This is a genomic window from Phycisphaerales bacterium (assembly GCA_040221175.1).
Lineage (GTDB): Bacteria > Planctomycetota > Phycisphaerae > Phycisphaerales > UBA1924 > JAHCJI01.
This window is the reverse complement of record JAVJVK010000019.1, coordinates 511339-537492: the sequence shown is the minus strand read 5'-3', so window position 1 is coordinate 537492 and position 26154 is coordinate 511339. Positions and strand designations below refer to the sequence as shown.

At 67.2% G+C, this 26154-nt stretch carries 22 protein-coding genes; 12 read left to right on the top strand and 10 right to left on the bottom strand.

All coding sequences use genetic code 11. The features are described from left to right. The first annotated feature begins 7 nt into the window (after positions 1 to 7). The 10 genes from RIE32_14520 (at position 8) to RIE32_14475 (ending at position 8243) form a co-directional block, all read left to right on the top strand. Positions 8 to 1216, top strand: a complete 1209-nt coding sequence (locus tag RIE32_14520) for a type II secretion system F family protein (GenBank protein ID MEQ9097466.1) — start codon at positions 8 to 10, stop codon at positions 1214 to 1216. A gap of 80 nt (positions 1217 to 1296) precedes the next feature. Continuing rightward, on the top strand, positions 1297 to 1707 hold the full coding sequence (locus RIE32_14515) for a type II secretion system protein GspG (protein ID MEQ9097465.1): 411 nt from the start codon (positions 1297 to 1299) through the stop codon (positions 1705 to 1707). A gap of 3 nt (positions 1708 to 1710) precedes the next feature. Next, positions 1711 to 2292 carry a hypothetical protein gene (locus RIE32_14510; protein MEQ9097464.1) on the top strand — a complete coding sequence of 194 codons (582 nt, stop codon included), beginning with the start codon at positions 1711 to 1713 and terminating at the stop codon, positions 2290 to 2292. After that, entirely contained in the window at positions 2292 to 3335 is a 1044-nt protein-coding gene (locus tag RIE32_14505; protein MEQ9097463.1) for a prepilin-type N-terminal cleavage/methylation domain-containing protein, read from the top strand. The genes RIE32_14510 and RIE32_14505 overlap by 1 nt, the downstream gene beginning before the upstream one ends. After that, positions 3335 to 4198: a hypothetical protein gene (locus RIE32_14500; protein ID MEQ9097462.1), complete on the top strand. Its 864-nt coding sequence runs from the start codon at positions 3335 to 3337 to the stop codon at positions 4196 to 4198. The genes RIE32_14505 and RIE32_14500 overlap by 1 nt, the downstream gene beginning before the upstream one ends. Positions 4199 to 4236: 38 nt before the next feature. Next, the gene (locus tag RIE32_14495) at positions 4237 to 5034 is read left to right on the top strand and encodes a hypothetical protein (protein ID MEQ9097461.1); all 798 of its coding nucleotides are present in this window, start codon (positions 4237 to 4239) and stop codon (positions 5032 to 5034) included. Beyond that, entirely contained in the window at positions 5031 to 6617 is a 1587-nt protein-coding gene (locus RIE32_14490; GenBank protein ID MEQ9097460.1) for a hypothetical protein, read from the top strand. The genes RIE32_14495 and RIE32_14490 overlap by 4 nt, the downstream gene beginning before the upstream one ends. Continuing rightward, positions 6614 to 7180, top strand: a complete 567-nt coding sequence (locus RIE32_14485; GenBank protein MEQ9097459.1) for a hypothetical protein — start codon at positions 6614 to 6616, stop codon at positions 7178 to 7180. Before RIE32_14490 ends, RIE32_14485 begins: the two co-directional genes overlap by 4 nt. Then, entirely contained in the window at positions 7177 to 7812 is a 636-nt protein-coding gene (locus RIE32_14480) for a tetratricopeptide repeat protein (GenBank protein MEQ9097458.1), read from the top strand. The genes RIE32_14485 and RIE32_14480 overlap by 4 nt, the downstream gene beginning before the upstream one ends. Next, the gene (locus RIE32_14475) at positions 7809 to 8243 is read left to right on the top strand and encodes a hypothetical protein (GenBank protein ID MEQ9097457.1); all 435 of its coding nucleotides are present in this window, start codon (positions 7809 to 7811) and stop codon (positions 8241 to 8243) included. Before RIE32_14480 ends, RIE32_14475 begins: the two co-directional genes overlap by 4 nt. A 6-nt stretch (positions 8244 to 8249) precedes the next feature. Here the strand turns inward: RIE32_14475 and RIE32_14470 are convergent, their stop codons facing one another. The 7 genes from RIE32_14470 to RIE32_14440 all read right to left on the bottom strand — a co-directional run bounded on the left by RIE32_14470 (position 8250) and on the right by RIE32_14440 (position 17083). Further along, entirely contained in the window at positions 8250 to 9710 is a 1461-nt protein-coding gene (locus RIE32_14470) for a PhoH family protein (GenBank protein MEQ9097456.1), read from the bottom strand. Positions 9711 to 9750: 40 nt separating this feature from the next. After that, complete coding sequence (locus tag RIE32_14465) at positions 9751 to 10272, bottom strand: DUF456 domain-containing protein (protein ID MEQ9097455.1); 522 nt, start codon at positions 10270 to 10272, stop codon at positions 9751 to 9753. Between the two features lie 45 nt (positions 10273 to 10317). Then, positions 10318 to 11229, bottom strand: a complete 912-nt coding sequence (locus RIE32_14460; GenBank protein ID MEQ9097454.1) for a hypothetical protein — start codon at positions 11227 to 11229, stop codon at positions 10318 to 10320. Positions 11230 to 11617: 388 nt separating this feature from the next. Beyond that, positions 11618 to 12769 (bottom strand): glycosyltransferase family 2 protein, encoded by a 1152-nt coding sequence (locus RIE32_14455; GenBank protein MEQ9097453.1) that lies wholly within the window; start codon positions 12767 to 12769, stop codon positions 11618 to 11620. Next, a complete protein-coding gene (locus tag RIE32_14450) occupies positions 12766 to 13581 on the bottom strand; it encodes a lysophospholipid acyltransferase family protein (GenBank protein MEQ9097452.1) in 816 nt (271 codons plus the stop codon). The genes RIE32_14455 and RIE32_14450 overlap by 4 nt, the downstream gene beginning before the upstream one ends. 7 nt (positions 13582 to 13588) lie before the next feature. After that, a complete protein-coding gene (gene crtI / locus RIE32_14445; GenBank protein MEQ9097451.1) occupies positions 13589 to 15199 on the bottom strand; it encodes a phytoene desaturase family protein in 1611 nt (536 codons plus the stop codon). Positions 15200 to 15241: 42 nt separating this feature from the next. Further along, positions 15242 to 17083, bottom strand: a complete 1842-nt coding sequence (locus tag RIE32_14440) for a TolC family protein (protein MEQ9097450.1) — start codon at positions 17081 to 17083, stop codon at positions 15242 to 15244. Between the two features lie 219 nt (positions 17084 to 17302). Here RIE32_14440 and RIE32_14435 point away from each other — a divergent pair, with 219 nt between their 5' ends. Together RIE32_14435 and RIE32_14430 are read left to right on the top strand one after the other, a co-directional pair. Further along, positions 17303 to 20089: a beta-galactosidase gene (locus RIE32_14435; GenBank protein ID MEQ9097449.1), complete on the top strand. Its 2787-nt coding sequence runs from the start codon at positions 17303 to 17305 to the stop codon at positions 20087 to 20089. Positions 20090 to 20530: 441 nt separating this feature from the next. Continuing rightward, on the top strand, positions 20531 to 21205 hold the full coding sequence (locus RIE32_14430; protein MEQ9097448.1) for a hypothetical protein: 675 nt from the start codon (positions 20531 to 20533) through the stop codon (positions 21203 to 21205). 8 nt (positions 21206 to 21213) lie between these two features. Here RIE32_14430 and RIE32_14425 read toward each other — a convergent pair whose 3' ends face one another. The 3 genes from RIE32_14425 to RIE32_14415 all read right to left on the bottom strand — a co-directional run bounded on the left by RIE32_14425 (position 21214) and on the right by RIE32_14415 (position 26145). Continuing rightward, positions 21214 to 22707, bottom strand: a complete 1494-nt coding sequence (locus RIE32_14425; GenBank protein ID MEQ9097447.1) for a hypothetical protein — start codon at positions 22705 to 22707, stop codon at positions 21214 to 21216. Positions 22708 to 22857: 150 nt separating this feature from the next. Further along, positions 22858 to 24579 (bottom strand): urocanate hydratase, encoded by a 1722-nt coding sequence (hutU, locus tag RIE32_14420; GenBank protein ID MEQ9097446.1) that lies wholly within the window; start codon positions 24577 to 24579, stop codon positions 22858 to 22860. A 6-nt stretch (positions 24580 to 24585) separates the two neighbouring features. Further along, positions 24586 to 26145, bottom strand: a complete 1560-nt coding sequence (locus RIE32_14415) for a histidine ammonia-lyase (GenBank protein MEQ9097445.1) — start codon at positions 26143 to 26145, stop codon at positions 24586 to 24588. Between the last annotated feature and the right edge of the window lie 9 nt (positions 26146 to 26154).

Genomic DNA, 26154 nt, shown 5'->3' with positions numbered 1-26154 from the left:
AACACGAATGTCCAGAGCCGCCAAGGGTCCATCTCCATACCTCTTCCTGGCGTCCAGCCCCACGGGCGGCAAGCGTCTGGGGGTCCGCAGCGCCGCCAGCGAGCGGGCACTGGCATCCGTGCTCGGGCGTGAGCGACGCGTGCTCGTGTGGTCTCGGCGGTTGCCCGCGTGGCTGGGCAGCGCCGGCCGCATGGGCCTGAAGGACCAGGCCCAGTTCAACGCAGTGCTGGGCCAACTGGTCTCCCGCGGCGTACCGCTGGTCGAGGCCCTGGACGTCACCGCCTCGGCCGTCGACGCCAGCCATGCCGACCGCATCCGCCGAGTGCGATCGCAGGTCGCCGGAGGCTCGATGTTCGCCGACGCGTGTGCGAAGGTCGGCATCGTCGATCCGGTGACCTCCGCGGTCTATCGGGCCGCCGAACGCACGGGCGACCTTGGGGGCGCATGCGCCCAGATCGCCAGGACCGCCGAGCGACAGGTCAAGGTCCGCAGCCAAGCCATCACGCTCATGTTCTACCCGATCATCGTGCTGGGCGTGAGCATCCTGGCCGGCTGGGGCATGCTGACCTTCATCGTGCCCATGATCGGCTCTCGCCTTGCCAGCATGGGCAGCGAACTGCCCTGGTTCACCGTCGCCCTGATGACGGCCGGCCAGACCATCCGCGACAACCTGGGCGTGTTCTTCCTGATCGTGCTGGGGCTGCTCATCGCGGGCATCATCATGCGCAAGGCCGTGGTCCTCGCGGTGTGGAACGTCGTCCGCCGATTGCCGGGCATGCGCGAGCTCGTGCTCGCGCAGGAGACGACGCGCTTCTTCTCGGTCATGGCCGCCATGACCCGCTCGGGCGTGACGCTGGCCGACGCGCTCGTCGTGGCGTATCGGACCGTCAGCCACGCCAAGCTCCGTAAGCAATTACAGACGCTGCAGCGCCGGCTGGTCGAGGGTGGCCAGCTCGCGCAATTGATCGAAGACGTCGATGCGTTGCCGCTGCCGGTGCGCAAGCTGCTCATCGCCGCCGAACGATCGGGCGACCTCGAAGAAGCCTTCGAGAGCCTTGCCGACGACATGGCCGAGGAAGTCGAGCGTCGCAGCACGCGCGCCCTTGCGGTGCTCGAGCCCGGCTTGATCATCTTCATGTTCCTGATGATCGGGTCGATGGTGCTGGCGATCATGCTACCGCTCTTTACGGCAACGGCCAATATGGACATGGGTTGAGGGGGAATTCGTCGTCGACCGACAGCGTCGCGCGGCGAGCGCATCATGGTGATGCGAGGCAGAGAGAGCGAGGAAGTATCATGAAGAACACACGGTCTTACAATCGACATCACGCCCGACGCGGCTTCTCGCTGCTCGAACTGACGCTGGTGATCCTCATCATCGGCGTGCTCATGGGCGTGGCCACCGTCGCCTTCGGGCCGGCGCTCTTGCGCGGCAAGACGACCGGCACCAAGGCCAGCATGACCACGCTCAAGCGCGCCATCGTGGAGTATCAGGGCGTGAACAACCAGTACCCGCCCACGCTCGATGCGCTCGCTCCCGGCTTCGTGGAGTCGGTGCCGATGGATGGTTGGGGCAAGCCGTTCTACTACGCCGCACCGGGCCAGGACGGTCGAGACTTCGACCTGATCAGCGCGGGCGAGGATGGCCAATACACCACCGCCGACGATATCAACGTCTGGACCCTGGACGAGAGCGGTACGCAGTAAGCCATGACCGCTCGACCCGTCCAACCTGCACGCAGCCGGCGGGGCATGACCTTCCTCGAAGCAGTGCTCGCCTCGGCCCTCCTGGGCATCGTGGCCATGGGCGTGTTCGGCGCGCTCAACTACCTCGTGCTCCAGCAGAAGCGGGCCGAGCAGATCGCGGGCGCGTCCGAGGTGGCCAACCGCGTGGTTGTGATGTACCTGGACAATCCGAACGGCATGCCTGAGGGCGGGCGACCCATCGCGTATGGCCGGCATCTCTACCGCTGGACCTACGACTCGGCGCCCATCGAGGTCTACGACCCCAACGCGACCGACGAGCCCACGCCGCTGTCGCTGACGCGGCTTCGTGAGCTGACCGTCAGCGTGTGGCTGCACGAAGACAGCGGCGGCGCCTACGCACCCGGTCCCAGCACGCCGGGGATCATCGTCCGGCGGATGCTTGATCCGCTGGCGAGCCGAAACCCCGACACCTTTGAGCGCGGGATCAAGGACGGCAGCATCATGGAAGGGATCATGGGCGGTGGCGCCTCGACCCGGTCGGGCGGTTCTCAGGCGCCCGGTGCCGGGGCGATGGGGGGAAACTGATGGCCACCCACAAGCCCGGCTTCACGCTGATCGAACTCTCCATGGCCATCGTCATTGGCACTGTCATCCTCTTCGCGGCGATGGGCATGTTCCACACCATGGAGCGCGCCGATTCGATCGCTGAGGTGCGTGCCGAAGAGAGCTTCCAGCTCCAGCGCACGCAGCGGGTGGTCAGCCGTGCGCTGGGCTCGCTGTTGGTGATGTCTCGCCAGGAGCAGCAGACGGCCGAGGCAGCCCGGACTGCCCAGGAACAGGCCGAGGCCGCTGTTGCCGACGGCCGTGGCCTGGGCGGCGGTCAGGGCGAACAGAGCGAGCAGGACACCCTGGACGATCTGGCCGCCACGGCGAGCAGCTTCCGGCCGCGCGTGCTGCTGGAGCAAGACCCAAGGCTTCGCAGCCAGCCCATGGTTCGGCGCGTTCGCATCGGTCAACAGGGGCTGGGCCAGCCCGAAAGCACCATGCCCCAGCGCCTGGAACTTGCGCTCAGTGCGCCTTGCGTGCTTCCATCGTACGCCGACACGCTCCGCCGAATGCGGATCGCGCAGCTGGGCCTGGAGACCGTCGAGGTCGGTTCGTCCGTCGACGAAGAGGGCGCCGTGCGTGGCGCATTCGTCTTCCGAGATGAGCGGCGGCTGAACGAACTCGGTCTGCGTGTGTTCAGCATGTGGTGGATTCCCATCGCAGGAGACGAGGGCGACGCGGAGCTAATCGAATCGGAGGGCCTGGATCCTGCGTTCGTCGACGGAGCGGTCATGCTGATCGACAGCATCGTCTGGGCGCGCTGGCGGTTCTTTAAGGAGGGTGAGTGGCGCGATCGGTTCGAGGTCCTGGGCGAGCTCGATCTGGCCGCGTATGCCGAACTTGAAATGACGACGGCCCAGAACGTCACCGTCGCCTGGCTGTTCGAACTTGCATGGACGATCGGTACCGATCCTGATGCCGAAGAAGGCGACGCATTCGGCGATCCCGATGCGGAAGACGAGCCGATCAGCGAGACGGGCGAGGATGGCCGGACGTCCGGCCTGGGTGGGGGGACGAATTGATGGCCTCCCGTGCTGCCAACCGGCGTCGATCCCGAGGCTTTGCGCTGCCGCTGGTGGTCATTCTGTCGATGGTGGCCACGATGGCGATTGCGGTCATGCTCGAGCGCCAGGGCCAGCAGACGCGATCGACCATCCGCCAGATGCGATGGACGCAGGATCGCCACCTGGAACGCGGCATTCGTGAGGTGGCCGGCGCATGGCTCACCGGCGCCAGTCGCCGGCTCAACGAGATCGCCAAGCAGGGCGGGCACGCGCTGGACCTGACGATGGATGGCGGACGGACGATCCGCCTGGACATCGAAGACGCGCAGGGATCCATCCTGTCTTCGTTCGAGGGGGTATCGGAGGCTGAATTGCCCTTCGCCCAGAGCGCGTACGACAGCATCCTCATGCGAGCGGGCGACGAGCAGGTCCTCGAACAGTGGACCCGAGCCGTGGGTCCCGTAGCCATCAGTGCCGTGACGGCGCCCGAAGAAGTGCTCGCGGCGGCGATTGCGCCCATGATCGGCGATGGTCAGGCCTCGGCGATGGCTCGCGACATCGTGCTGGCACGCGAAGATGCCGACACGTCTCGCGGCACCCAGTGGCTCCGATCGATCATCGCCGATTATGCCACGGAGATGGAGGATCGCCGGACGATGCAGCGACTGCTGGTGGGCGAGCCGGACTTGTGGCGGCTTCGGATCTCGGTGCTTGATCGACGGGACCGGGTTGGATCGATGTATGAAGCCATCGTCGAGGTCGACGGGCGTGAGATTCGCCAGCGTGCCGATAGTGGCGCATTCACCCCGCTCGGCCCCTTCCTGCTGTGGCGGCGGATGGACGAGCGCGAGATGGTCGAGTACGCGGCGGGCAGACGCTAAACTTGAGGCCGCACGGGCGGTCGATAGGGGAACCACGAATGGCAACCAGACAGAGTCGAGCGAGCACCATGCAGAAGCGCCGGACGATGCAGATCGCCGCGGGGGTTGCGTGCGTGGTCTTTGTTGGCATGGCCCTGGGAGCCGTGGTTGTGGATCGGAAAGTCGAGCCGGCACCCGACCCGACGCTGCCGCCGCCGCCGCCCGCGACCGTCGGCGGGACCGACGATGGCTACGACGTCTTCCCGCCGTTGATCGCCTCGGGCCTCTCGTCGGTGTACAGCCTTGAACCGGTGCAGGAACCCACCAAGGGAGTCGAAGAGGGTGGAGGCGAAACCCCACCGCCGCAGGACATCGTGCTCGTTGCTGCCATCGGGCAGCCGGGCTCCATGATGGCGGTCATCCGAGAGGGCGCGGCCCAGACCGCGATCGCCGAGGGGCAGCGTGGCGGCTCGGTCGACGTGCTCGAAGTTCAGCCCGGGTATGCCCGGGTGCGGTATCGCGGCCAGGAACGCGAACTGACTGTGGGCAAGCCCATGCTGATGGTGAGCGACATGGGCGCCGGGGGAGAGGCTGCGGGCGGCAGCCAGATCATCACGCCCCCGGGTGCCACGCCAAAGGCCGAGACACTCGAAGAGCAAGGCGTGACCCGAACGCGCGTTCCGACGGCCATGCAGCGGGCCCAATCCGGCTCGAGCGCCGGCGGGCAGGGGCAGGGCGGACAGAGCGGTCGCGGTGGTGGTGGCAACAGCGGCACCAGCCGTCGTGGCGGCGGGGCGGCACCGGGCAACGGGAGCAACAACGGTGGCGGCCAACCGGGCGCCGAGGACGATCGGTGAGCGAACGCGTCTGCTTCATCGAGCGCGACGAGCGTGGCGATCGCATCCGGGCGGTGCGCCTGATCGGTCAGCATGCGGCTGCCGTATGGACCAGCCCGCGCATTGATGGTCGCTACGCGTCCGAGGCAAGCGAAGACGCAGCAGCCGCCGCGGAGTGGCTCGCCCAGAGGTTGTCGGTGGACGGCGACCGCCTTGGCTTGATCGTCATCGACACGGCGGGCGCCCACTGCGCGTGGGTCCACGCCGCGGCCGCCGAAGCCGGCGCGGTCCGAAGCGCGTACGGACGTGGAGGCGAGGCGCCCGATGACGACTTCGACGCGGACTTTGGCGTCGACGACGAAATCGAAGATAGCGAAGTCCTGGGCGCTCGCTTTTCACCGGTCGAAGCCGCCATCGAACCGCTGGGCCCGGCTTACGACGGGGCCGAGGGCGTGCGTGTCGGCGTCGTGGTCGCGCCCGATTCGATCGTGCGTTTGTTCATCGACGAACTCGATCGTCAGGGCGTCGGGTTTTCGGGGGTGACGAGCCTCTGGCACGTCCTCGGCTGGATGGCGTCGCCCGGCGCGGCGACCGCTGTCGATTCTTCGAGGGTCGTCGCCGAGAGCCCGACGGTGAGCGGGGGTGTGCTGGTAGCGCCTTCGGGGAGATTGCTCTGGGCCTGGTGTCGAGATGGCGCCGTGCTTGCGGCGGGTTCACTTCGGCTCGGGCTGCACGATGACGGCCCAGTCGTCACGCGTCACGACGTCGCGCGCCTTGTCAACGACTGGGTGGCGTGGAGCACGCAGGTGGGCGTGGCGCCCGGTCGCATCCTGCTTTCTTCCTGTGAACTGGCGGGCGAGAAGGCAACGGGCGACCGGGAGGCCCTGTCGGCCCCGGGGGTCGCGTCCGCTCTGGCGGACACGTGGCCCGATGCGGTTCTGGATATCGACGTCCACGAGGACCCGGTGCTCGAGTTGCTGCGAGCGAGTGGTGATCGAAGCGACGTTGAAGTTGCCCCGGGGCACGCACTGTCCTCGCTTGCGCTGCGGCCCGGCCGCTCAACCCGGCGGGTCTTCCAGTTTGCCGGACTGGCCTTGGCCTGCTGTGGGCTGGCGCTGGCGGCGGTTGGATTCCGATGGCAAAGCCAGGCTCCGGCGGTTCGCGACGATGCCGATCGCGTGCGCCAGGCGTACATGGCCGACATCGAACAGGTGGAGCAGGAACTCAACATTCCCGGCGAGATCACGGGTGCGATCGTGCCCCTGTTCAAGCTGAGAAGCGTCGTGGATCAGGCGACGAAGGCCAGCGAGGTCACGCGTCCCCCCGGCAGGCCCATCGTGCGGGAACTGGAGGCGTTGTCGTTCCTGTTGAGTGAACTCGGGAGTGACGTGGAGTTGCAGCGGATCGATGCCAGCGCTGCGGCGGGCTTCACGGTTCAACTCTCGACCGAAGACGCCTCAATCGTCGGCAAGATCAATGCATTGATCAGCGACCTGGAGCTCAACAGCGGACCGATCCGTTGGCAGGCCAACGCAACGGCCCAGGGCTCGAAGTACACGGTGCGGATGGCGGGCACCTGGCAGCGACAGGGAGGCCAGCCGTGAGTGAGTTCGAAAGAGAAGGCACGACGGTCAGTCGTTCCGAGTTGGCGGCGCGGGCTGCTGCGCGCGAGCAGAGGAACAAGCCCCGAGGCTTCCTGTACCTGGGCATTCTGGTCGTGCTGGTCGGGCTGATCTATCTGATGTTTGGTCGATCGGTGCTCTCGAGCGCGATGGACACGCGCCGGCAGGAAGTCAGCACGGCGACGAGTGTTCGCATGCAAGCCGCACGCCTGCAACGTCATCGGGAGGCCACGGCGGCCGCCGGCGCGGGCAGGTTTGACTCGGTACCCAACTTCACGACGCTGGCCAACTCTGCCGCCCAGGCCGTGGGCCTCACTCCGGCGCCGCCGCTGTCCCGTCAGCGCCAGAATGATCAGGGCGACATCATCGAACAGATCTACGAGTATGATCGCGTGACGAGCCGAGACCTCGAAGCCTTGATCGGGTGGGTGGCGCAGGTTCAGGATATGGTGCCGGGTGTCGAGATTACCCGGATGGACCTGGCGCCGCAGCGTACCCAGTGGCAACTGTCCATCACGTTCGTAAAGCCGGAGCTTGCCTCATGACCAACCGTGCGTTGGCCGTTGCCATCGTCTGCTGTTTCGCCCTGGGTTTCGGGTGCGCGACGGACAAGACAAAGCAGTTCAAGGAAGACCTGGGGCAGATCGTGCCCGACAACACCGCCCAGAAGCAGGAGGCGGTTCGTCTGGTCAACCAGGCGTATGAGGTCTATCACAACAACGAGATGGCCGAAGAGAAGCGCGTGGCCCAGGCCCAAGCGCTCCTCGAGCGGGCGATCCAACTCGATCCTGGCTTTGCGACCGCCCACATGAATCTGGGTGTGTTGCACCTCGAGCATGACAACCTGCCGACGGCGGTCACGATGTTCCGTGAGGCACAGAAGCGCATGCCCAGCGACTCGAGGCCCAGCTACCACCTGGGCGTGGCGTACTACGAGATGGGACACGCTCGCGAGGCGATCACGGCTTACCTGAAGGCAGTGCAGATTGACCCATCCGATCTCCGAGCGGTTCGCGGGCTCGCGCTCGCCTGCCGGAGCATCCATTACGCCGATGACACGACCCTTGAGGTGCTACAACGCTCCGAAATGATGGAGCCCTCCGAAGAGTGGCGACAGTTGATGTCGCGGGAGATCACCCGGCAGAAGCGTCAACTCGACGTGAGCAGGCCCCGATGAGCGGCGCCGCGCCCGGCAGGCCCAGTAGACTGCGTCAAGCCATCACGCTGCTGGTTGCGCTTGCAATCTTCGCGCTGGCGGCCGTCGTGATCTATCCCAAGTTCCAGGCTCGCACGGTTGGCCCGGTGAGGCTCGATCTGGTCAACGGGACGGGTGCGTCCATGCTCGAGCCCGAGATGACGCTTGAAGTGCCGGCTGACCAGACCGTTGGTCGCATGGCATCAACGATCGCGGCGGGTCGCCTCGTGACGATCTACGAGGGCATGGGGCCGGTGCAGGTCGGCTCGATCTCGTTCACCACGGGCGAAGATGGCAGCAAGGTGACCCACTCGATCGATCGAACGATTGAACCGGGCGGCGTCATGGTGGTTCGCGTCTCGGCCGAGGGCGTGGTGATCGACGCCAGCGAACTCGCAGCCGAAACGTTTTGATCGAGCTTACAACCGCTCGGCGGCCAGGCTGGCCAGGTGCGAGCGCTCGCTGCGTTGCAGCATGACGTGGCCAACAAGGCCCAGGCCCTTCATCTTTTCGACCGCGTACGACAGGCCGTTGGATGAGCTGTCCAGGTATGGGTTGTCGATCTGGCCGATGTCGCCGGTCAGAACGAGCTTGGTGCCCTCGCCTACGCGGCTTGCAATGGTCTTGACCTCATGCGGCGTCAGGTTCTGGGCCTCGTCGACGATCATGAACTGGTGGGGGATGGATCGGCCGCGGATGTAGGTCAGCGGCTCAAGCACGAGCTTGCCGTCGGCGATCATCTTGTCGATGCGCTGCTCGTTCGTGTGGCTGTCGGCGGCCTGGCCGTGCGCGCCGCGGGTGCTGAGCAGGTACTCGAGGTTGTCGAAGATTGGCTGCATCCAGGCGAAGAGCTTCTCGTCCTTGTCGCCGGGCAGGAAGCCAATGTCGCGTCCCATGGGCATGATGGGGCGCGCGACGAGGAGCTTGTCGAAGCGGCCCTCCTGGAAGACCTTGGCCATGCCGGCGGCCAGGGCAAGGAGTGTCTTGCCCGTGCCCGCGCTGCCCAGCAGCGTGATCATCTGGATCTCGTCATCCATCAATAGGTCGAGGGCCATGGTCTGCTGGACGTTGCGGGCCAAGAGGCCGAAGATGGGCTTGCGTGGCGGACTGATCGGAATGAGGTGTTCGGTGTCGGCCAGCCGGCGGGCCAGGCCCGTGTGGTTCTCGTCCTGCTCATCCTTCAGCAGCACGAACGCGTTAGGCAGGATCTCTTCGGGCTCGGCCGGAAGCGTTGGGTCGTCTTCGTCGTGATCCGCGGCAATGGCAGCGTGGATCGGCTTGAGGGGCAACATTCGCTCGTCGTAAAGCTGGTCGATCAAGTGGCCTTCGACCGACGCGGTGACGTAACCGGTGTAGAGCCGGTCGGCGTCGATCTTCTGATTCTGGAAGTCTTCGGTGGGGATGCCCATCGCGTCGCTCTTGATGCGCGCGTTGAGGTCCTTGGAGACGAAAACGGTGCGATCACCCTTCTCGTGCAGTTCCCACGCGACGGCGATGATGCGGTTGTCCTTGGTGTCTTCGGCGATGGCGTGCGGGCGGTCGGTGTCGGAGATGGCGATGCGGATGAGCCCCGTGGAGCCATTGGCCGTAGAAGCGGCAGCGCCCGCCTGCGGGCTGCTGTCTCCCCACCGAACGCCCTTGGTCAGCGTGCCCTTGGCGCGGAGGCGATCGAGTCGGCGAATGACCTCGCGGGCGTTGCGGCCGATGTCGTCTTCCTGCCGCTTGAGTTTGTCCAATTCCTCGATGACGGCGAAGGGAATGATGACGTTGTTTTCCTGGAAGACGAACAGGGCGTTTGGATTGTGCAGCAGGACGTTCGTGTCCAGCACGAACTGCTTGATGGAGGCGCCCTTGGTTTCGCTGGTCGTGGTTGGTGTCATGGTTCTCTCGTCGATCTTTCTTCTTCCGAGGTGATGAAGCTTACCAGGTAGACCATGCGGCAATGATCAGCAGCACGGCGCAGATGATGGCCAGGGCGAGTTTTACAACGATGGCGGCGAACCAGCCCGCCGAGGCTCCAGCGCCAACCTTCGCAGACTGCTTCCAGGATTGCTCGGGCGTGGTGCGCTGGACCAGCGTCGCGGCAAGCCCCGCCCCGGTGGCGCCCCCGATCAAGGTGCCCACCAGTGGGATGGGCAAGAAGATGGTGCCCGCGACAACGCCGATGATGCCGCCGATGAAGGCCGCGACCATGGCGCTCCTTGAGCCTCCCATTCGCTTGGCGCCGAACACGCCGGCGGTCCAGTCGACCGCATCCGATACGAGCGTGCACAGCAGGATGAAGCCGAAGGCCCACCAGGAAATGAGCGGGTCCTTCCCCGGCCACAAGCCCATCCAGTAGCCAACGGCGTTGGCCATGAGCGTGGCCAGCGTCATCAGCCACAGGCCGGGGAGCATGATGAGCACGATCGCCGGTGCGATCAGGGCGACGACCGTCAGCACGATGGCGAAGGCGATCCAGATGCGTGCGCTCCGACGTGAGGGGGGCTAGATGGTCTTGCCCGGTTCTTGGGATTCGTCGGTGTCGGCGTTCGGCTCGACGTCATCGGCCTGCGTGGGCTCCGAGGTCGTCGCATCGTCGGGCGTCGCGTCGGCCTGCTCGGGGAAGCGTTCGCGTTCCATCTCGAGGATCCAGTCTTCGACGCCCTGATGGCGGTAGAGGTCGACCTTGATGTTCTTCCCCCCGTGCGTGGGGTGCTTCTCGTTCAGATGGAGCACGACGTAGAACTTGTGCCACTGGCTCTTGTCGAACTCTTCGACCTGCTCGGGGGTCACCTCGATGCCGCCGGGCAGCGTGATGCGTTTGGCGACGGGGTCCCAGACGTACCGGGTTCCGACCGCTCGGACAAGGCCATACGCGAAGTAGAGCGCCAAGCCGGCTCCAACCAGGAAGATGGGGTACTGGGCCATGATATCGAAGCGGCTGCGACGCTTTGGCGCATTGCCCCGTTCGATGTCGCCCCAGGTCTCACGCAGTTCGGCCAGTCGCTCGAATGGCGAACCCACCTGGCCCTCGTCCGGATTCTCGCGCGGGTAGGTGGTGTATTGCGGCTCCAGCCTTCCGACGATGCTGAGCGCATCGAGCCAGTTGCCGCGCACGTCGTCGAGCGTGGCAGGGTTGCGGTTGTAGCCCGGGCTGCCCAGCCGCTCGAACGTTTCGGCCGGATCGGGAATGCTCGCGACGCCGAGGTTGGCGCCAGCGGATGCGGCGGGGGGCGGGCTGTCCAGGAAGCTCAGGTACTCCCACTCGGTCCATTGAGCGAACTTCACGGCTTGTGCAGGATAGAGGATGAAGCCATCCAGGAAGCCCCAGACGCCCAGGCCCGCGACCAGGACTGTGAGGATGACCTGCTTGATCCAGTATCGCGAACTGAGCTTGGCGTGCTGGGTCTGGGCCATGGGTTCTCCGTCGGCGGTCGACGCTCAAGAGTCTCGTGAGCGGGGTTACGCGTCGGTCGGGTGTGTGTCCATAGAGCGGAACGTGTCGTGCCACCATTGGTCCGCCCACGAGCGCCCCAGGGGGGTATCGGTCAGTCTATCGAATCCGCCCGAATCCACCCTGATCGACGGGATCGTCGGATATCGGCGGGGGTGCTTCACGGCACGGTTGAGCCATCGCTCGTGGGTGAGGCGAAACGCCTCGGCAAGCGAATGGGGACGTCCGCGTTTTGGGAGTGGATCCGGCGTCATCTGATCGTCATTGTACCGACGGATGCAGGGCGGGTTGGGTGTTTCGGGCCAGCCCAAGCATCGGCCGTTTGGGGTCTTGTGGCTGAGGAGATCCGCGTCAGGAAGCGCCCGGGGCCGTTCGGCCGCGCCAGGAGCGGCGGCCGATCCGCTGCAGTCGAAAGCTGTCCCATTGGACGAGCGTCATGCCCAGTACGCCGATGGGGTGCAAGGGTGCGGTCAGGGTGGGCAGGCGGAAGCGACTTGCCAGCAGCAGACGCTGGGCGAGATGGCACGAGATGGCCAGCAGCACCAATACGCCCGCTACCGAGCCCAGCCTCCCGAGGGCTAGCAGAGTGATGAAGGCCACGTAGGGCAGGACGTGCCCGATCAGGTGCATAATGGTCAGGAAGCACAGCAGGCCGAGGGAGCCCAAACCCTCGAAGGCGTTCTTGGCAAAACCCTTCCAGGTGGTGGCCAGGTCGTGGTACATGCGAACGGCGGCGAGGTGTGTCCCATCGAAGAGATCCGTCCGATAACCAGACGCTCGGGCTTCACGGGGCATCTTGACGCCATCGTGCATCGTGTCCGCGAACGCGCTGTGGCCGCCGAAGGCCTCGTAGCAATCCCTGCTGACCAGGATGAATTGACCACACGCTGCTGAAGCGGATGGATCCATGGTCGACCGCATCCGAGACATGGGAAGATAGCTGAACAGGATGAAGAAGATCATGGGCACGAGGAGGATCTCGGCAGGTGATCGAACGATCTGCTTCGGGAAGGTCGAGATGAGGCCCAGCGGCGTGTCCCGGTCGTCCAGTTGCTGCCATGCCGACATGGCTTGTTCGATCGCCCCCGGGTTGAAGCGAACGTCGGCATCGGTAAACAGGAAGTAGTTGCCCGTCGCTTCCTTGGCGCAGCGCCAGCAGGCGTGCTGTTTGCCATTCCAGCCGTCCGGCAAGGGCAGTGCTTTCAGGGGACGGATGCGCTGGTCCTCGGCGGCGAGGCGGTCGAGGATGTCGGGCGTCGCGTCCGTGCTCTGGTCGTCGTAGACGAGAACCTCGATGTTCGCGTGGGTGGACGCCAGTAGTGATCGCACGCACGGTTCGATGTTATCGGCTTCGTTGCGTGCGGGGATGCAGACGCTCACTCGCGCCTCCGAAACGCGCTGGCTCTGGTCGGGCCGGCGATAAAGGCGCAGATTGATAACGGTCATGCTTAGAGCCCCCATCGAGATCAGCAGCGCGAGCGCCAGCGCGATGGTCAGGATCACGAAGAAGGCTCCGTCTGAGGTTTTCTGGAGGCGATGTTGGGCTCGCGGCCGGTCAGTCTTAGGACGGTGTCGTAGATGGGATTCACGCCGGAAGAGCCCCGACCGAGGATAGTGTCGAAGGCATTGGCGTCACGTGCAATGACGAGTTCGGAAAGGTTACACATGGCCTTGCCCAGAGCGTCGGTGATCTGTCGCTGCCAGAGGCTGGTCGTGGACCGGGCAGGAGGTTCGCAGTGACGCGCGAGGAGGAGAACTTCCGGCTTGCGATCTTCCCAGAACGCCAACTCGATGGCCAGGCACGCCACGCGTGGCGACCTGTCGATCGAATCAAGTCGGGAGGCGATTGCCGCCGCGCCGGGGCGAAGTTGCAGCGGGGCGCGGACGTCTGCGAATTGGCCCTGCGGCGTGATCCAGAAGCTTGGGCGTTCGCTGGTTTCGGTAAGGCGGGCGGCGTACTGGACCATCGCCTTGAACGCCGATGGATCATCGAGATCGACGCCGAACATGCCGAGCTTTCGCATGAAGGCGAACTGCTCGACCATAGTCCGGTCCATGGGCGCGAAGATCTGCCGCTGGGGCGCGAATCGGTCGGCCAGCGCCGTGGTGAGGATTGGATCCCACCAACTCTGGTGGTTGAGCAGGAGCATGGTGGGGCCGGCGTGGCCATCGAGATCGTCCAGGACTTGATCGCTTCCGTGGGCGAGGCGCATCGCGTTGAACGACTTGCGGACCAGGCGACGTCCATACCAGCGGAACAGGCGGCAGAACCACTCTCGGCGATCGTGCGGCAGGATGGCCGATGGCGTGCTCACGGCTGCACTACGCACTCGCTGCAGCGAGTTGCTCGGCTTGTGGCTCGTCGAGTTCGACGCCGTAGTCTTCGCACAGGGACCATGCCGCGGTCACGCCGCTCATGAGCACCATGGGCACCCCCGGCCCGGGATTGACGCTGCCTCCTGCGAGGTAAAGGTTGTCGAGCACCCTGGATCGATTCCGGGGCTTGAAGCCGCCCTTGAGCCGTCCGTGGGATGCCAGCCCGTAGATGGCGCCACCCGTGGCGTTGTACATGTGATCGATCTGCGGCGGCGTGAGGTATCGCTCGACGGCGATGTGTTCTTCGATGTCTTCCATGCCATGACGCTTCAGCTTGTCGATGACGATCGGGCGGTAGTCGAGCAGGGTCTTGCCGGGCTTCCCGCCACGTTCGAGCCACTGGTGTTCGTCGGTCAGTGCGGCGGTGTGGATGAGGATGTAGAGCGCTTCGCCGCCTTCGGGCGCCTGGTCGGGGTCGGTGCGAGAGGGTGCAGCGATGTAGAGCGTCGGATCGCGGGCGGGGATGCCCTTGCGATAGATGTCGTCGAACTCCTGGTGGCTGTGGCGCGAAAACAGGAAGTTGTGGTGGGCCAAGTGCTCGTATTGCTTGCGCAGGCCCAGGTAGAGCACCAGGCCGCTGCATGCGGGCTTGTAGCTGCCGGCGATGCGGCGTCGCTCGAGCGCGGCTCCGTCGGCGCCCTTGAGCAGATCGCCGTAGGTGCGCTGGACGTCGCAGTTTGAGATGACGGCCGAGGCTGTGATCTCGCGCCCGTCGTCGAGTTGGACGCCGGTGGCGTGCTGGCCGTTGGTCAGGATCCTCGCGACGCGGTGGCCGGTAACGCGCTGGACGCCCAGTTCGTCGGCGATGCGATCGAGCGAGCGTGCGACCATGCGGGTGCCGCCCATGGGGTACCAGCAGCCGTGGTCGAGCTGCGCCGAGGCGATGAGGCTGAGCACCGCGGGAGCCATGAACGGGCTCGAGCCAACGTACTGCAGGAAGTGCTCGCACACCTGACGGACGTGCGGCTCTGGGATCATCTTCTCGATCGTGGCGCCGACGGTCGAGTGCAGGCGCATGGCCATGGCGTCCTTGGCCACGCCGGGTTCGGTTGGCGGCTTCCTGATCATGTCGCCGATGCCGCCCAGATCCTTGTAGAAGAAGACCTTCTCGCTGAGGCGGTACATGCGTCGGCTGAAGTCGTAGAACTTGAGGAAGCCATCGCCGGGCTTGGCATCGGGGAACTGCTCGTCCATTTCGCGGGCCCACTGGTGCGGGTCGCGTCGGAGGTCGATGCGCGTGCCATCATCGAAGAAGCACCGCCACTGCGGGTCGAGATCGATCAGATCGATGTAGTCCGATGGCCGCCGGCCCGTGCGCGAGATGATGCCCTTGAGCACCTGTGGCATCGTGATGATGGTGGGGCCCATGTCGAAGGTAAAGCCGCCCTCTTCGAGCAGGTTCATCTTGCCGCCCAGGTGGTTGTTGGCTTCGATGATCGTGACCGGGATGCCCTTGCCGGCCAGTTCGACGGCAGAGGAAAGCCCGGCGAGCCCCCCGCCGACGATTACGACGCCGCCATCTCGGAGCATGTCGCTGGAACGGGTGGATTCGCCCATGGCCGGTCTCCTGCGGCAGTGACTGGCGCCGCTTGCAGGAGTTTAGCCGTCGCCGGTTGGGTCCCCCGCCTCGGTGGGTTCGATGATGCGGCCCATCCCGGGCAGGGGCAGGATTTCCCCGTCTCGACCAACGCGGAGCTGCCCGGTGTCTCGGAGGTATCTGAGGATCGCGACCCGAAGGTCGGTCAGGGCGGCATCACGGGCGTTTCGCGCGTCGAGCAGTTCGCTGAGCGTATCGACCAGTTCCTGGGGCGTGATTTCGTCCTCGCGGATCTGCTGCTCTTCGAGTCGCTGCTCGTTGATCTGGACCTGCCGCTCGGCGAGGATGAACTGGAAGCGGGCAACTTCGATGCTCCGCAGCCGGCTTCGGGCGTCGACGACCACCTGATCGCGGGCTCGTTCGAAGTTCCGCACGGATCGCTCCAGAGCGATCTGGCTGGAACGCAGGCCCAATCGCTCGATCTCTCGATCCAGCGGCAGGCTGAACCGCATGCCGGCGAGATACCGCATGGAATCGGGATCAAATGCAAGGCCGCCTTCCCGCTCGTCTGGGTCGGTGGGCAGGCCGACTTCGGCGAAGGCGTCCAGGTCGGGCAGCAGATTATTTCGGCTGTTGGAGACCGCGCGGCGGGCGTCGAGCACGCGATCGCGCGTGGTCTGGAGATCGAGGCGGTAGAGCAGGGCCAGTTGGGCGGCCTCTGTCGGCGTGGCGACCGGGTCGCTCAGTTCGAGCGTGAGCGGCGCCAGCGCTACGGGCGTGGTAGGGTCCAGGCCCAGACGGATCTTGAAGCTGTCCAGGGCGACGATGTAGCTCTCGAAGGCGCCTTGAAGACGGTTGTTGGCGCTCAACACGCTGCTTTCGGTAATGGACAGTTCGAAGAGAGCGATCTCGCCGGCTTCCTGTCTGGCGCGCTGGCGCTCGAGCGTCTGGCGGAGGTTGCGCAGCTGTTCCTGCTGGTTGCGAATGCTCGCGGCGGTCTGGAGCAGGTTGAAGTACTGGCTGGCGATATCGACCACGTAGTCCCGGCGGAAGCGCTCGAATTCGCGGGCGGCGTAGACCAGGTCTCGCTCGGCCTGGATCAGGTCCTCCCGTGCGACGTAGCCCGCGCCGCGGAGCAGCGGGATGTTTCCTTCGAGCACGAGTTGTGACGACTGGCGGTAGTCTTCGGTAGCGCTCGAACGGAGCTGCTCGGTAGCGTTGACGATCCAGCGGGCGGCAACGTCGCCGCCGTAGGGCAGGCGTTGCGTGAGCCGGAGTTCATTGATGAGCGTGGCGGCGCTGTCGAAGGCGCCGTCGTCGCCCTGGCCGGCGACCTGGAGCGTGGTGTCGTTGAAGAAGCGCGGCCCCCAGAGGTGTCGCTCGCGCAGCAGCGCAATGGCCGAGAGGATGTAGTCTTCCTGCGCGTCGAGAAACTCCCTGCCGGTCTGCTGGCTCTGCGAGAGCACGCCGGCCAGGTCAAGCACCATCACGTCATCGGGAATTGGCGGCGCCTCTGCGCCTTCTTCACCCCCGTACGTCACGCCCACGGCCACGTCGAGTGCGTCGGAAGCGTCGGTGTAGTACGCGTTGAGGCGTTCTTCGACCGAGGCGGCCTCGAGGCGGGCGGCCTCGGCCTGAACGTAGAAGAGGTCCTGCACGTCGGGGTTGCGCGTGTCGGGCGTCTTGTCGAGTTGGGCCTGGCGGTTCTGTTCGCTCGCCTGAGCGTCGGGAAACTCGCGCTGCACCGGCGCGGACTGAGCGCCCACGAGCGATGAGCGATCGAGCACGAGCGTATCGATGCGCCGGTCGATCCGGTCCATGCCGCCGCAGCCCGAAAGCAGGACCAGCACGGCGGCGGCGGGGAGGGCGAGCACGCGGATTGTGGAGCGATGGTTCTGGGGCATGTGCGGCGATGGTACGGCCCGGCTTGGCCTTGGTTGCAGGCGGTGTGGAAGGCGGCATGGCGCTGCGGGGCGCAGGCGTTGATGCGCGGGCTGGGCTGGCCATTCGCGAACTTGGTGTCTAATATCGAGGTTCATCACATCCGGCGGTGTTTGTTTGGCAAGTGATTGGGAATGCCGAACCGCGCATCGTCGAGGGGCGCCGCCCGGGGAGCCAGATACATGCCGACTGTTACCTTTGATAGCCGCAGCTTCATGCTCGATGGACGCCGGATCTGGATCGTGGGCGGCACGGTCTCGTACGCGCACACGCCCCGGGCCGAGTGGGCCGATCGACTGCATGCAGCCCGGCTGTCGGGCCTCAATACGGTCATGGTTCCCCTGGAATGGGCTCGGCACGAGCCGCTGCCCGGGCAGTTTGATTTCGCAGGCGACGCGGACCTGCGCGCCTTCGTCGAACTCGCCCACGAGTCGGGGCTCTACGTCATCCTGCGTCTTGGTCCGGTCTTGGGCGAGGACCACGACTTCGGCGGGCTGCCGACGTGGCTCACGCAGCTTCCCGCCCACGAGCTGCGGGCCGACAGCGGGCCGTTCCTGGAAGCGTGCAGCCGGTACATCAGCGCCGTGGCCGACCAGGTCCGCGACCTCCAGATCAACGCGGCGGGCAAGGGCGGGCCCATCCTGCTCGTCCAGAACGAGCACCAGTGGACGTGCGGCGACAACGAGCTTGGCCCCAAGTACCTCGGTGAACTCTACCGCTACATCCGCGAGGCGGGGCTGAGCGTGCCGGTCATCAATTCGAACAACCTGTGGGCGGGCGAGGAAGCCGAGATCGACTGCTGGGTGGGCAGCGACGACCTGCTGGCCTCGCTGCGCCAGCTGGCCGAGGTGCGGCCCGATCGACCGCGCGTCGTGCTCGACCTTGCCGTGGGCGATCCACCCACGTGGGGCGAGAAGGCCGAGCCGGTCGACGGCGGAGCCCTCCTGCGGCGCATCGTCGAGATCCTCGCCGGGGCCGGGCAGTTCACCCTGGCGCGCTTTGCGCCGGGCAACCACCAGGGCTTCTCGGGCGGGCGGCTGGCCAACCGCTCGTGGTCGTACGCGGCCACCGATCGCGGCGGGCTGGTCGACGCGGCCGGCCGCGCGACGCCGGCGATGCTCGTCGTGCGCCGCGCGTGCATGTTCGCCAGCAGCTTCGCCCGCGTGCTTGCGCACCTCAACCCCGAGCTGCGCCCGATGGTGGTCCACCCCGGCGAGCCGCCGCGTGACGCCAAGGGCCAGGTGTCCATCGTCCAGCTCAACGGCTCCCAGGGCGGCGTGGCCCTGGTCTTCGATCTGGCCGCGGGCGGCAAGGCCCGCGCTTCGTGCACCCTGCTGCTGGCCGACGGCACCACGCTGCCGGTGCATCTGGGCGAGCAGGGCGTGGCCTGGCTCCTGCACGACATCAAGCTGACCAGCAAGCACACGCTGGACTACACCAACCTCAGCGTGCTGACCAGTTCGGGCTCGATGATGGTCGCCTTCGGCCCGGCGGCCACCGAGGGCATCGTGTGCATCAACGGCTCGCCCCTGCACGTGACCGTGCCGCGCGGCAAGAGCCCCCAGGCCCTCGAGCACGAGGGCGTGCTGGTCATCGTGTGCAACGAGCAGCAGGTCGACGAGTGCTTCGTGCACGACGGCAAGGCCTACGTGGGCGTGGCGGGCGTCGCCGCCGACGGCACGCCCATCGCCCTGCCGGGCTCGAAGAACTACATGAGCGTCGAGGCCGACGGCACGATCAAGACCCACGACCACGAGGCCCCCGCCGCGGGCGGCAAGAAGGCGCCCAAGCGCATCGCGCTGGACTGGTCGACCGCCGATACCGAGGAGTACTGCACCGGCGAGAGCGCCAAGTACGCCAGCATCGACGGCCCGGCCGACCTTGCGACCCTAGGCGCCCCCTCGGGCTACGGCTGGTACCGCATCACCGGAAAGCTGAGCGGCGAGAAGGTGAAGCTCGCCTTCCCCGAGGCGGCCGACCGCCTGCACGTGTATCTCGAGGGCCAGACCCTCGGCGTCGCGGGTTTCGGGCCCGGTGCTGCCGAGACCGTCGACGCCAAGCTGCCCAAGACCGACACCTCCATGGTCGTCCTGGCCGAGAACCTGGGCCGGGCGGCCGCGGGCATCCTCTTCGGCGAGCGCAAGGGCGTCTTCGGCCACGCGTTCGAGCTCGAGCCGCTGGAGATGGAGGGCCCGATCGTCGAGCAGCACGCCCCGACCGATCTGCTGGGCTTCCGCAGCCCCATGTGGAACGTCCACCAGAACGACCACACGGCCCCCTTCCGCTTCGTGTGGAACTTCACCCACCGGCGCAAGAGCCCGCTGTTCCTCTCGATCGCCGGCGGGCTGGGCCGCGGGCTCTTCCTGCTCAACGACGAGCCCCTGGCGTGCTTCGACGACGCCGGCTTCACCGGGCTGAAGCTCGAGCCCGAGGAGATCAAGCGCGGCGCCAACGTGCTGCACCTCGCCCTGCACGACGACGGGGTGGTCGGCCCCCAGACGATGGACGAGGGCGAGGCGATGCTGGCCACCATCAAGGCCGCCCTGCGCATCGACGAGGGCACGAACGAAGTCACGGCCAAGGCCGACTGGGCCTTCGCCAAGTGGGAGAAGCCCGCCCCCAGCGCCTACGAGCCCGTGCCCAAAGCCAGCCTCAAGACCGCCGGCAAGCCATCCTGCCCGGCCTGGTGGAAGACCGGCTTCGAGTGGACCGATCCCGGCCTGCCGCTGTTCGTCGACCTGAGCGGCATGACCAAGGGCCAGGCGTACGTGAACGGCCAGCACCTGGGCCGCTACTTCGTCGCCACGGCCGACAGGAAGGCCACCGGCAACCAGACCACGCTCTATGTCCCGGCCAGCTGGCTCAAGGCGGGCAAGCACAACGAGCTGGCCCTCTTCGACGAGCACGGGGCGGCCCCGGCGAAGGTCAAGCTGGGCTACGACGCCAGTGCGGCGGTCATCGCCGGCTGAGTCCTCGCCGCCATTCGGGCGTGCCCACCGGCCATACCCGCCCGGCCCGGCGAGGTGGGGGCATGGCCCGGCCGGGCCCCGATCCAGCCGGCTCCGGCGCGCAGCGCACGCCCTGCGCTGCGCGCTCTGGCTCCCCAGGACCGCTCCTGGGCTCTCCAAGACCGGTCTTGTGCTCCCTGGGATCGCTCCTCGGCCCCCGTGGCGCGCAACGCAGAGCCTGCGCTGCGCGCCCCGGGGGCCGTGAACGGGTGTTCCGCCCCCCGGCAGCGCATCATGGCTTCCCGAGCGCGCAACGCAGACCCTGCGCTGCGCGCTCGGGGAGCGGTGATGGACCCCGCCCGAGCCACCGTGGAATGAGAAAACGCCGATTCCAGGCGGATTCCTGCGTGCGGCGAGCCTTCGGCGGGCTCCACCGGGTGTTCGGGGGCCTAGAACCCCGCCATGCCCGGCCGAGCATCGCGCCCTGGAGCCGAACTTGCGCGCCACGTGCTCGCGGCGGGGCTCGCCGCTGGCATGCTCCTGGCCCTGGTCGCCGGGGCCTTCGCGCCCGCCCTGCCGGGGAGCGCCGTGGTGGTGCGGGTGGGGTCGCTGGTCGTCGGTGGCTGCTGCGTCCTCGGGCTGGTCGTCCTCATGCGGCCGCGGCAGGCACGTTCCACGCCCGGAGCCAGGCCCATCTGCCCGCAGTGCGGACAGGACCTCACCGAAGTTCCCGCAGAGATCAGCGGGCGGACCACCTGCCCTTCCTGCGAGATGACCTGGGCCTTCGGGCGCGACCGCGCGGCGTGGCGCGAGGAAGCGCCTGCAGGGCGGATGGCATCGCCGGGCGCGGATCCGGACGCGCCGATCCCCTTCCCGGGCGCCGCCACGACGGGGCGCCGGACGGGCCACGCCGGGCGTTCGATCCGCCGGGCCCGGTGGCGAGCGCTGACCACGTGGACGGTGATCCTGCTGCTGACGCTCTTCCTGACCGGGGCCGCGTCGCACGTGCTGGTGGTTGCGATGGGGCACACCGGCCCCTACGCGACGCTCGTGGGCCTGGCCATCCTGGGCGGCGTCCCGATCGCGGCGGTCCTGGTGGCCGGGGTCGTCGCCTTCGTGCGGGCGGGGCGGGCGTAGGCGGGGGATCAGGCCGGCGGTGCGCCCGTGATGGACGCCACCGCGCCCGTGGGCGTGAACGTGGCGGTCTCGTAGTCCCAGCTGCCCGCCCGGGCGGACCACGCCCACGCGCCATCGCCATTTTCGCTGGGCCACCAGCCGTACGCCATGCGCGTGTCCCGGGAATCGCCCTCGCGGATCAGCAGCATCGGCCGGCCGTCGTGCTCGTGCAGGGTGATGCTGAAACCCCCGGGGCCGGCGACGCGGTGGAAGGTGTGCCGGTATGCGCCGTCCTCGTGGCGGAAGAAGGCCATGGCCGCCGCGTGGGCGCCCTCGGTCCGCAGGCGCTCAAGGTCCAGGTATCGCGCGCCCGCCCCGGCGGCGGGAACCCACAGTTGCAGGTACTCGGGGTTCTGGTCGCCGCTGAGTTCGATCTCCATCTCGGCCACGGCGAGGCCTTCCATCGCCGGGCCGTGCACCTTCGCGATGGCGGCGGCATCGGGGCGCGGGCTGAACAGGTGCATCGGCCAGCGGCGCGGGGTGATGGGCCTGGCGTACATGAGCTGGTCGAGGGCGCGTTCCGCGTGGGCGCCCACGGCCTTGAACCGGTACGCCGGCTCGGCCAGCCGCGGATCGGCCCGGAAGACCTCGCCCGTGTCGTATCGCAGCTCGTAAAACAGTTCCTCGTGGTCCGCGAGCGGGAAGCTCATGCCCAGCAGGCGGACGCCCTCGGCCCGGACGGCGGTTTCCTCGCGCATCCGGGCGGCGCGCTGCTCGTCGGTGACGATCCCCTCGGCCGGCGGCAGGAAGCGCGCCGGCTCGTGCACCATGGCCAGCGCGAGCGGCTCGAGCCAGGGCTCGATGAGCGAAGCGCGGAACGCCGAGTTGCGGTAGTTCTTTACGAAGTCCCAGTCCCACCACTCGGCGGCCTCGATGCGTTCCCAGGGGACCGGTGGCTCGACGTCCCCGATGGCCAGATCCATCGCCGCGATCCGGCGCGCCGCGTCGAGGATGGCGGCGCTCCCGTCGTATCGCGCGCCGTCCTTCGTGAGCGCCGGCGGCGGGGGCCAGGTGAGCCAGGATTCCGGCGTGCCAACCTCGGGCGGGTTCGTCAGGAACACGAAGGACGCAACCACGCCGCCCTCGATGGGTTCGGCGATGTCGGCGCCGTCATTCCACGAAAGGAACCACAAATCCACGTCGCCGGCGTCCATGCGCCCGGCCAGCCCCTCGGCCAGCGTCGCGCGCGGGGACTCGTCGGCCAGCCGGACTTCGAGCGTGGCGGGCGGATCGCCCTTGATGGCCTCGAGTGTTTCGAGCGTGAGCGCGACGGTGTGGGGCTGGTCGTCGGCGCTGGACGCCCGGACGCCCGCGATGCGGGCCGTCACGACGAGATTCGCGTTCGCCGTCCGCCATTCCAGCGTGGGCGGCTCCTCGTAGGCGCGATGGGAGAGGCCGAAGCGCTGCGTGGGGTCGGCAACGAGGGCGGCCAGAACGGTGAGGACGATCGCGGCGGCGTGCATGGCGGGCCCCGGCGTGCGCAGGAAGGAATCGGCGCCGCGCATCGCGACGCCGGGCATCGGTACGGCGACGCCCGGCGTGGAGTTCTGGATCTTCGCGCATGGGCGCTGGTGTTACGGACGCGTGACGGTGGGCGTGCGGACCAATCCCGGCTACTCGGCCATCGGGATGTCAACGTTCAGGTCCGAAGCGCACTTCTTCGCGTCCTCGTAGCCCGCGTCGGCATGCCGGAACACGCCCATCATGGGGTCGTTGGTGAGCACGCGCTTCAGACGCTCGGCGGCCTTGGCCGTGCCGTCCGCCACGATGACCTGGCCGGCGTGCTGCGAAAAGCCGATGCCCACGCCGCCGCCATGGTGGAAGCTCGTCCAGCTCGCCCCGCCCGCCGTGGCGACGGCGAAGTTGAGGATGGCCCAGTCACTCACCGCATCCGTCCCGTCCTTCATGGCCTCCGTCTCGCGGTTGGGGCTCGCGACGCTGCCGCAGTCCAGGTGGTCTCGGCCGATCACGATGGGAGCGGAGACTTTGCCGGTCTTGACCAGGTCGTTGAAGATCAGGCCCGCCTTGTCGCGCTCGCCCAGGCCCAGCCAGCAGATGCGCGCGGGCAGGCCCTGGAAGCCGAAGCGTGGGGCGCAGTTGTCCAAGTCGCCGGATTCGAGCGCGGCGGGGTTCTTATGACATCCCAGGACCCAGTCGTGCAATCGCGCGTTGTACTCGTTCTCCTCGCGGGGGAAGGCGTCCAGGATCGCCTTGTCGGTGACGTAGATGTCCCGCGGATCTCCCGACAGCGCCACCCAGCGGAAGGGCCCGCGGCCCAGGCAGAACTGCGGGCGGATGAAGGCGGGGACGAAGCCGGGAAAATCGAAGGCGTTGGCCACGCCGGTGTCCTTGGCGCGCTGGCGGAGGTTGTTGCCGTAGTCGAAGGTGATGGCGCCGCGGCTCTGGAGCTCGAGCATGGCGCGGACGTGGCGGGCCATGGATTGGAGGCTGAGCTGCTGGTAGGCGTCCGGGTCATCCTGTCGCACCCGCTTGGCCTCCTCGAACGTGTACTCGATGGGCGTGTAGCCCTCGAGCGGATCGTGCGCGCTGGTCTGGTCGGTCAGGGCGTCGACCTTCTCATTGCGCTCGATCAAACGTTCCAGCAGCTCGATGGCGTTGCACACCACGCCGATGCTGCGCGCCTCGCCGGCCTTGGTGCATTCGAGGGCCCGGTCGATGGCGGCGTCGAGCCCGTCGACGATCTCGTCGAGGTACTGGTCGTGCTCGCGCTTCCTGAGGCGAGACGGGTCCACGTCGGCGATGAGGCAGACGCCGCCGCAGAGCGTGACCGCCAGCGGCTGGGCGCCCCCCATCCCCCCGCAGCCGGCGGTGATGCAGAGCTTCCCTTTCAGGCTTCCGCCAAAGTGGTCCCTCGCGCACTGGGCGAAGGTCTCGTAGGTTCCTTGCAGGATCCCCTGCGTGCCGATGTAGATCCACGAGCCCGCGGTCATCTGGCCGAACATCATGAGCCCGGCCTTCTCGAGCTCGTCGAAGTGGTCCTGCGTGGCCCAGTGGGGCACGAGGTTGCTGTTGGCGATGAGGACGCGCGGGGCGTCTTCGTGCGTGCGGACGACGCCCACGGGCTTGCCGGATTGGACCAACAGAGTCTCGTCGGCTTCCAATCTCTTGAGCGTGGCGATGATGGCCTCGTAGCTCGCCCAGTCTCGCGCCGCCCGTCCCCGGCCGCCATACACAACGAGATCCTCGGGCCGCTCGGCGACCTCGGGGTCGAGGTTGTTCATGAGCATCCGCATGGCGGCCTCGGCCTGCCAGGTCTTGCAGGACATGGTCGAACCACGCGGGGCGCGGATGGTCGTTGGGGTCGTGGTGGTCATGGTGGATTATTCGCCCGTGTTCCCGGTGGCCGCGAAGTCGAAGATGTCGGCGAAGGCGTCGCTCCTGATCATCGCCGAAACCGACTCGATCGCCGGGGCGGGGCTGCGATCGGCCGAGAACGAGGGCACGACGGTCCGGATCCGCTTCATGGCCTCTTCCACGGCCGGACCGCTCGTGAGCGGCCGGTGGAACTCCACGCCCTCGGCGGCGCAGATGATCTCGATGGCGACGACATTCTCGGCCAGTTCGAGGGCCCTGGCGGCCTTGGCGGCACCGCGCGGCCCGAAGCTGTTGTAGTCCTCGATGCCGGCGCTCGTGGGGAGATTGATGACGCTGGCCGGGCTGGCCAATCCGGCGATCTCGTTGACCAATGCGGCCGACGTGTACTGGGCGATCATGAGTCCGCTATGCAGGCCGGGACCGTGGGAGAGGTAGGGCAGCAGGTGCGTCTCGGGATCGCTGGCCGCCAGGATGGCGAACACACGCCGCTCGCTGATGCCCGCGACGTGGGCGATGGAGATCGCAAGCGTGTCGAGCGCGATGGCGATGGGCATGCCGTGGAAGTTCCCGGCGCTCACGACGTCGAGCGTGTCCTCGTCGATGCCCAGGGGGTCGGCCTTCTCGAAGAGCAGCGGGTTGTCGGTGACGGCGCCAAGCTCTTGCTCGATGGCAACGCGCACGTGGGATGCGGCATCGACGGCCGCGCCCAGCACGTACGGCGAGCAGCGGAACGAATACGGATCCTGCACCCTCGGGTCGTCGGTCTGGTGGCTCTTCCAGATGGCGCTGGGTTGGAGGAGTCTTAATAGCTTCGCGGCGACATCCGCCGTGGCGGGCTGGTTGCGGGCCGCGTGCACGCGGGGATCGAGATAGGACGCGCTCGCCCGGAAGGCGTCGATCGAGATGGCGTTGGCGACCAGGGCGCTGGTCATCAGGCGATCGAAATCGTGCACGAGCAACGCGCCCCGCGCGGCCATCAGGTGCGTGCCGTTGATGAGGGCCAGGCCTTCTTTCGCTTCGAGGGTGATCGGTTCGATGCCGGCGTCCTTGGGCGTGCGGCCGTCGATGGTCGGCGCCTCGCCCATCATCGAGAGCACCGCGTGGGCCAGGGGCGCCAGGTCGCCCGAAGCGCCAACCGAGCCCAGCGACGGGACGACCGGCGTGAGCCCGGCGTTCAGCCAGGCGAGGATCGTGTCGACCACGATCGGGCGCACGCCGGAATGGCCGCGCGCAAGGGACGCCGCGAGCAGCAGCATCATGGCCCGAACGGTTTCTTCGGCGAGCGGCTCGCCCACGCCCGCCGCGTGGCTGCGGATGAGGTTGGCCTGGAGCTCGCGGAGCTTCTCGGAGTTGATGCGGGTGCGGGCCAGCGAGCCGAAGCCGGTGTTGATGCCGTAGTAGGCGTTGCCGTCGGTGGTCAATGCCTCGAGCTTCGAGCGCATGGACTCGAGCCGCTGGTTGACGGCCGGGTCGACCGCGACGGGGCGCTTCCGGCGGGCGACTGCGACGACGTCGTCGATCGAAAGGGCGGACGCATCGAGCAGCAGGGGGGCGTCTTTGGGCATGGGGGCGAT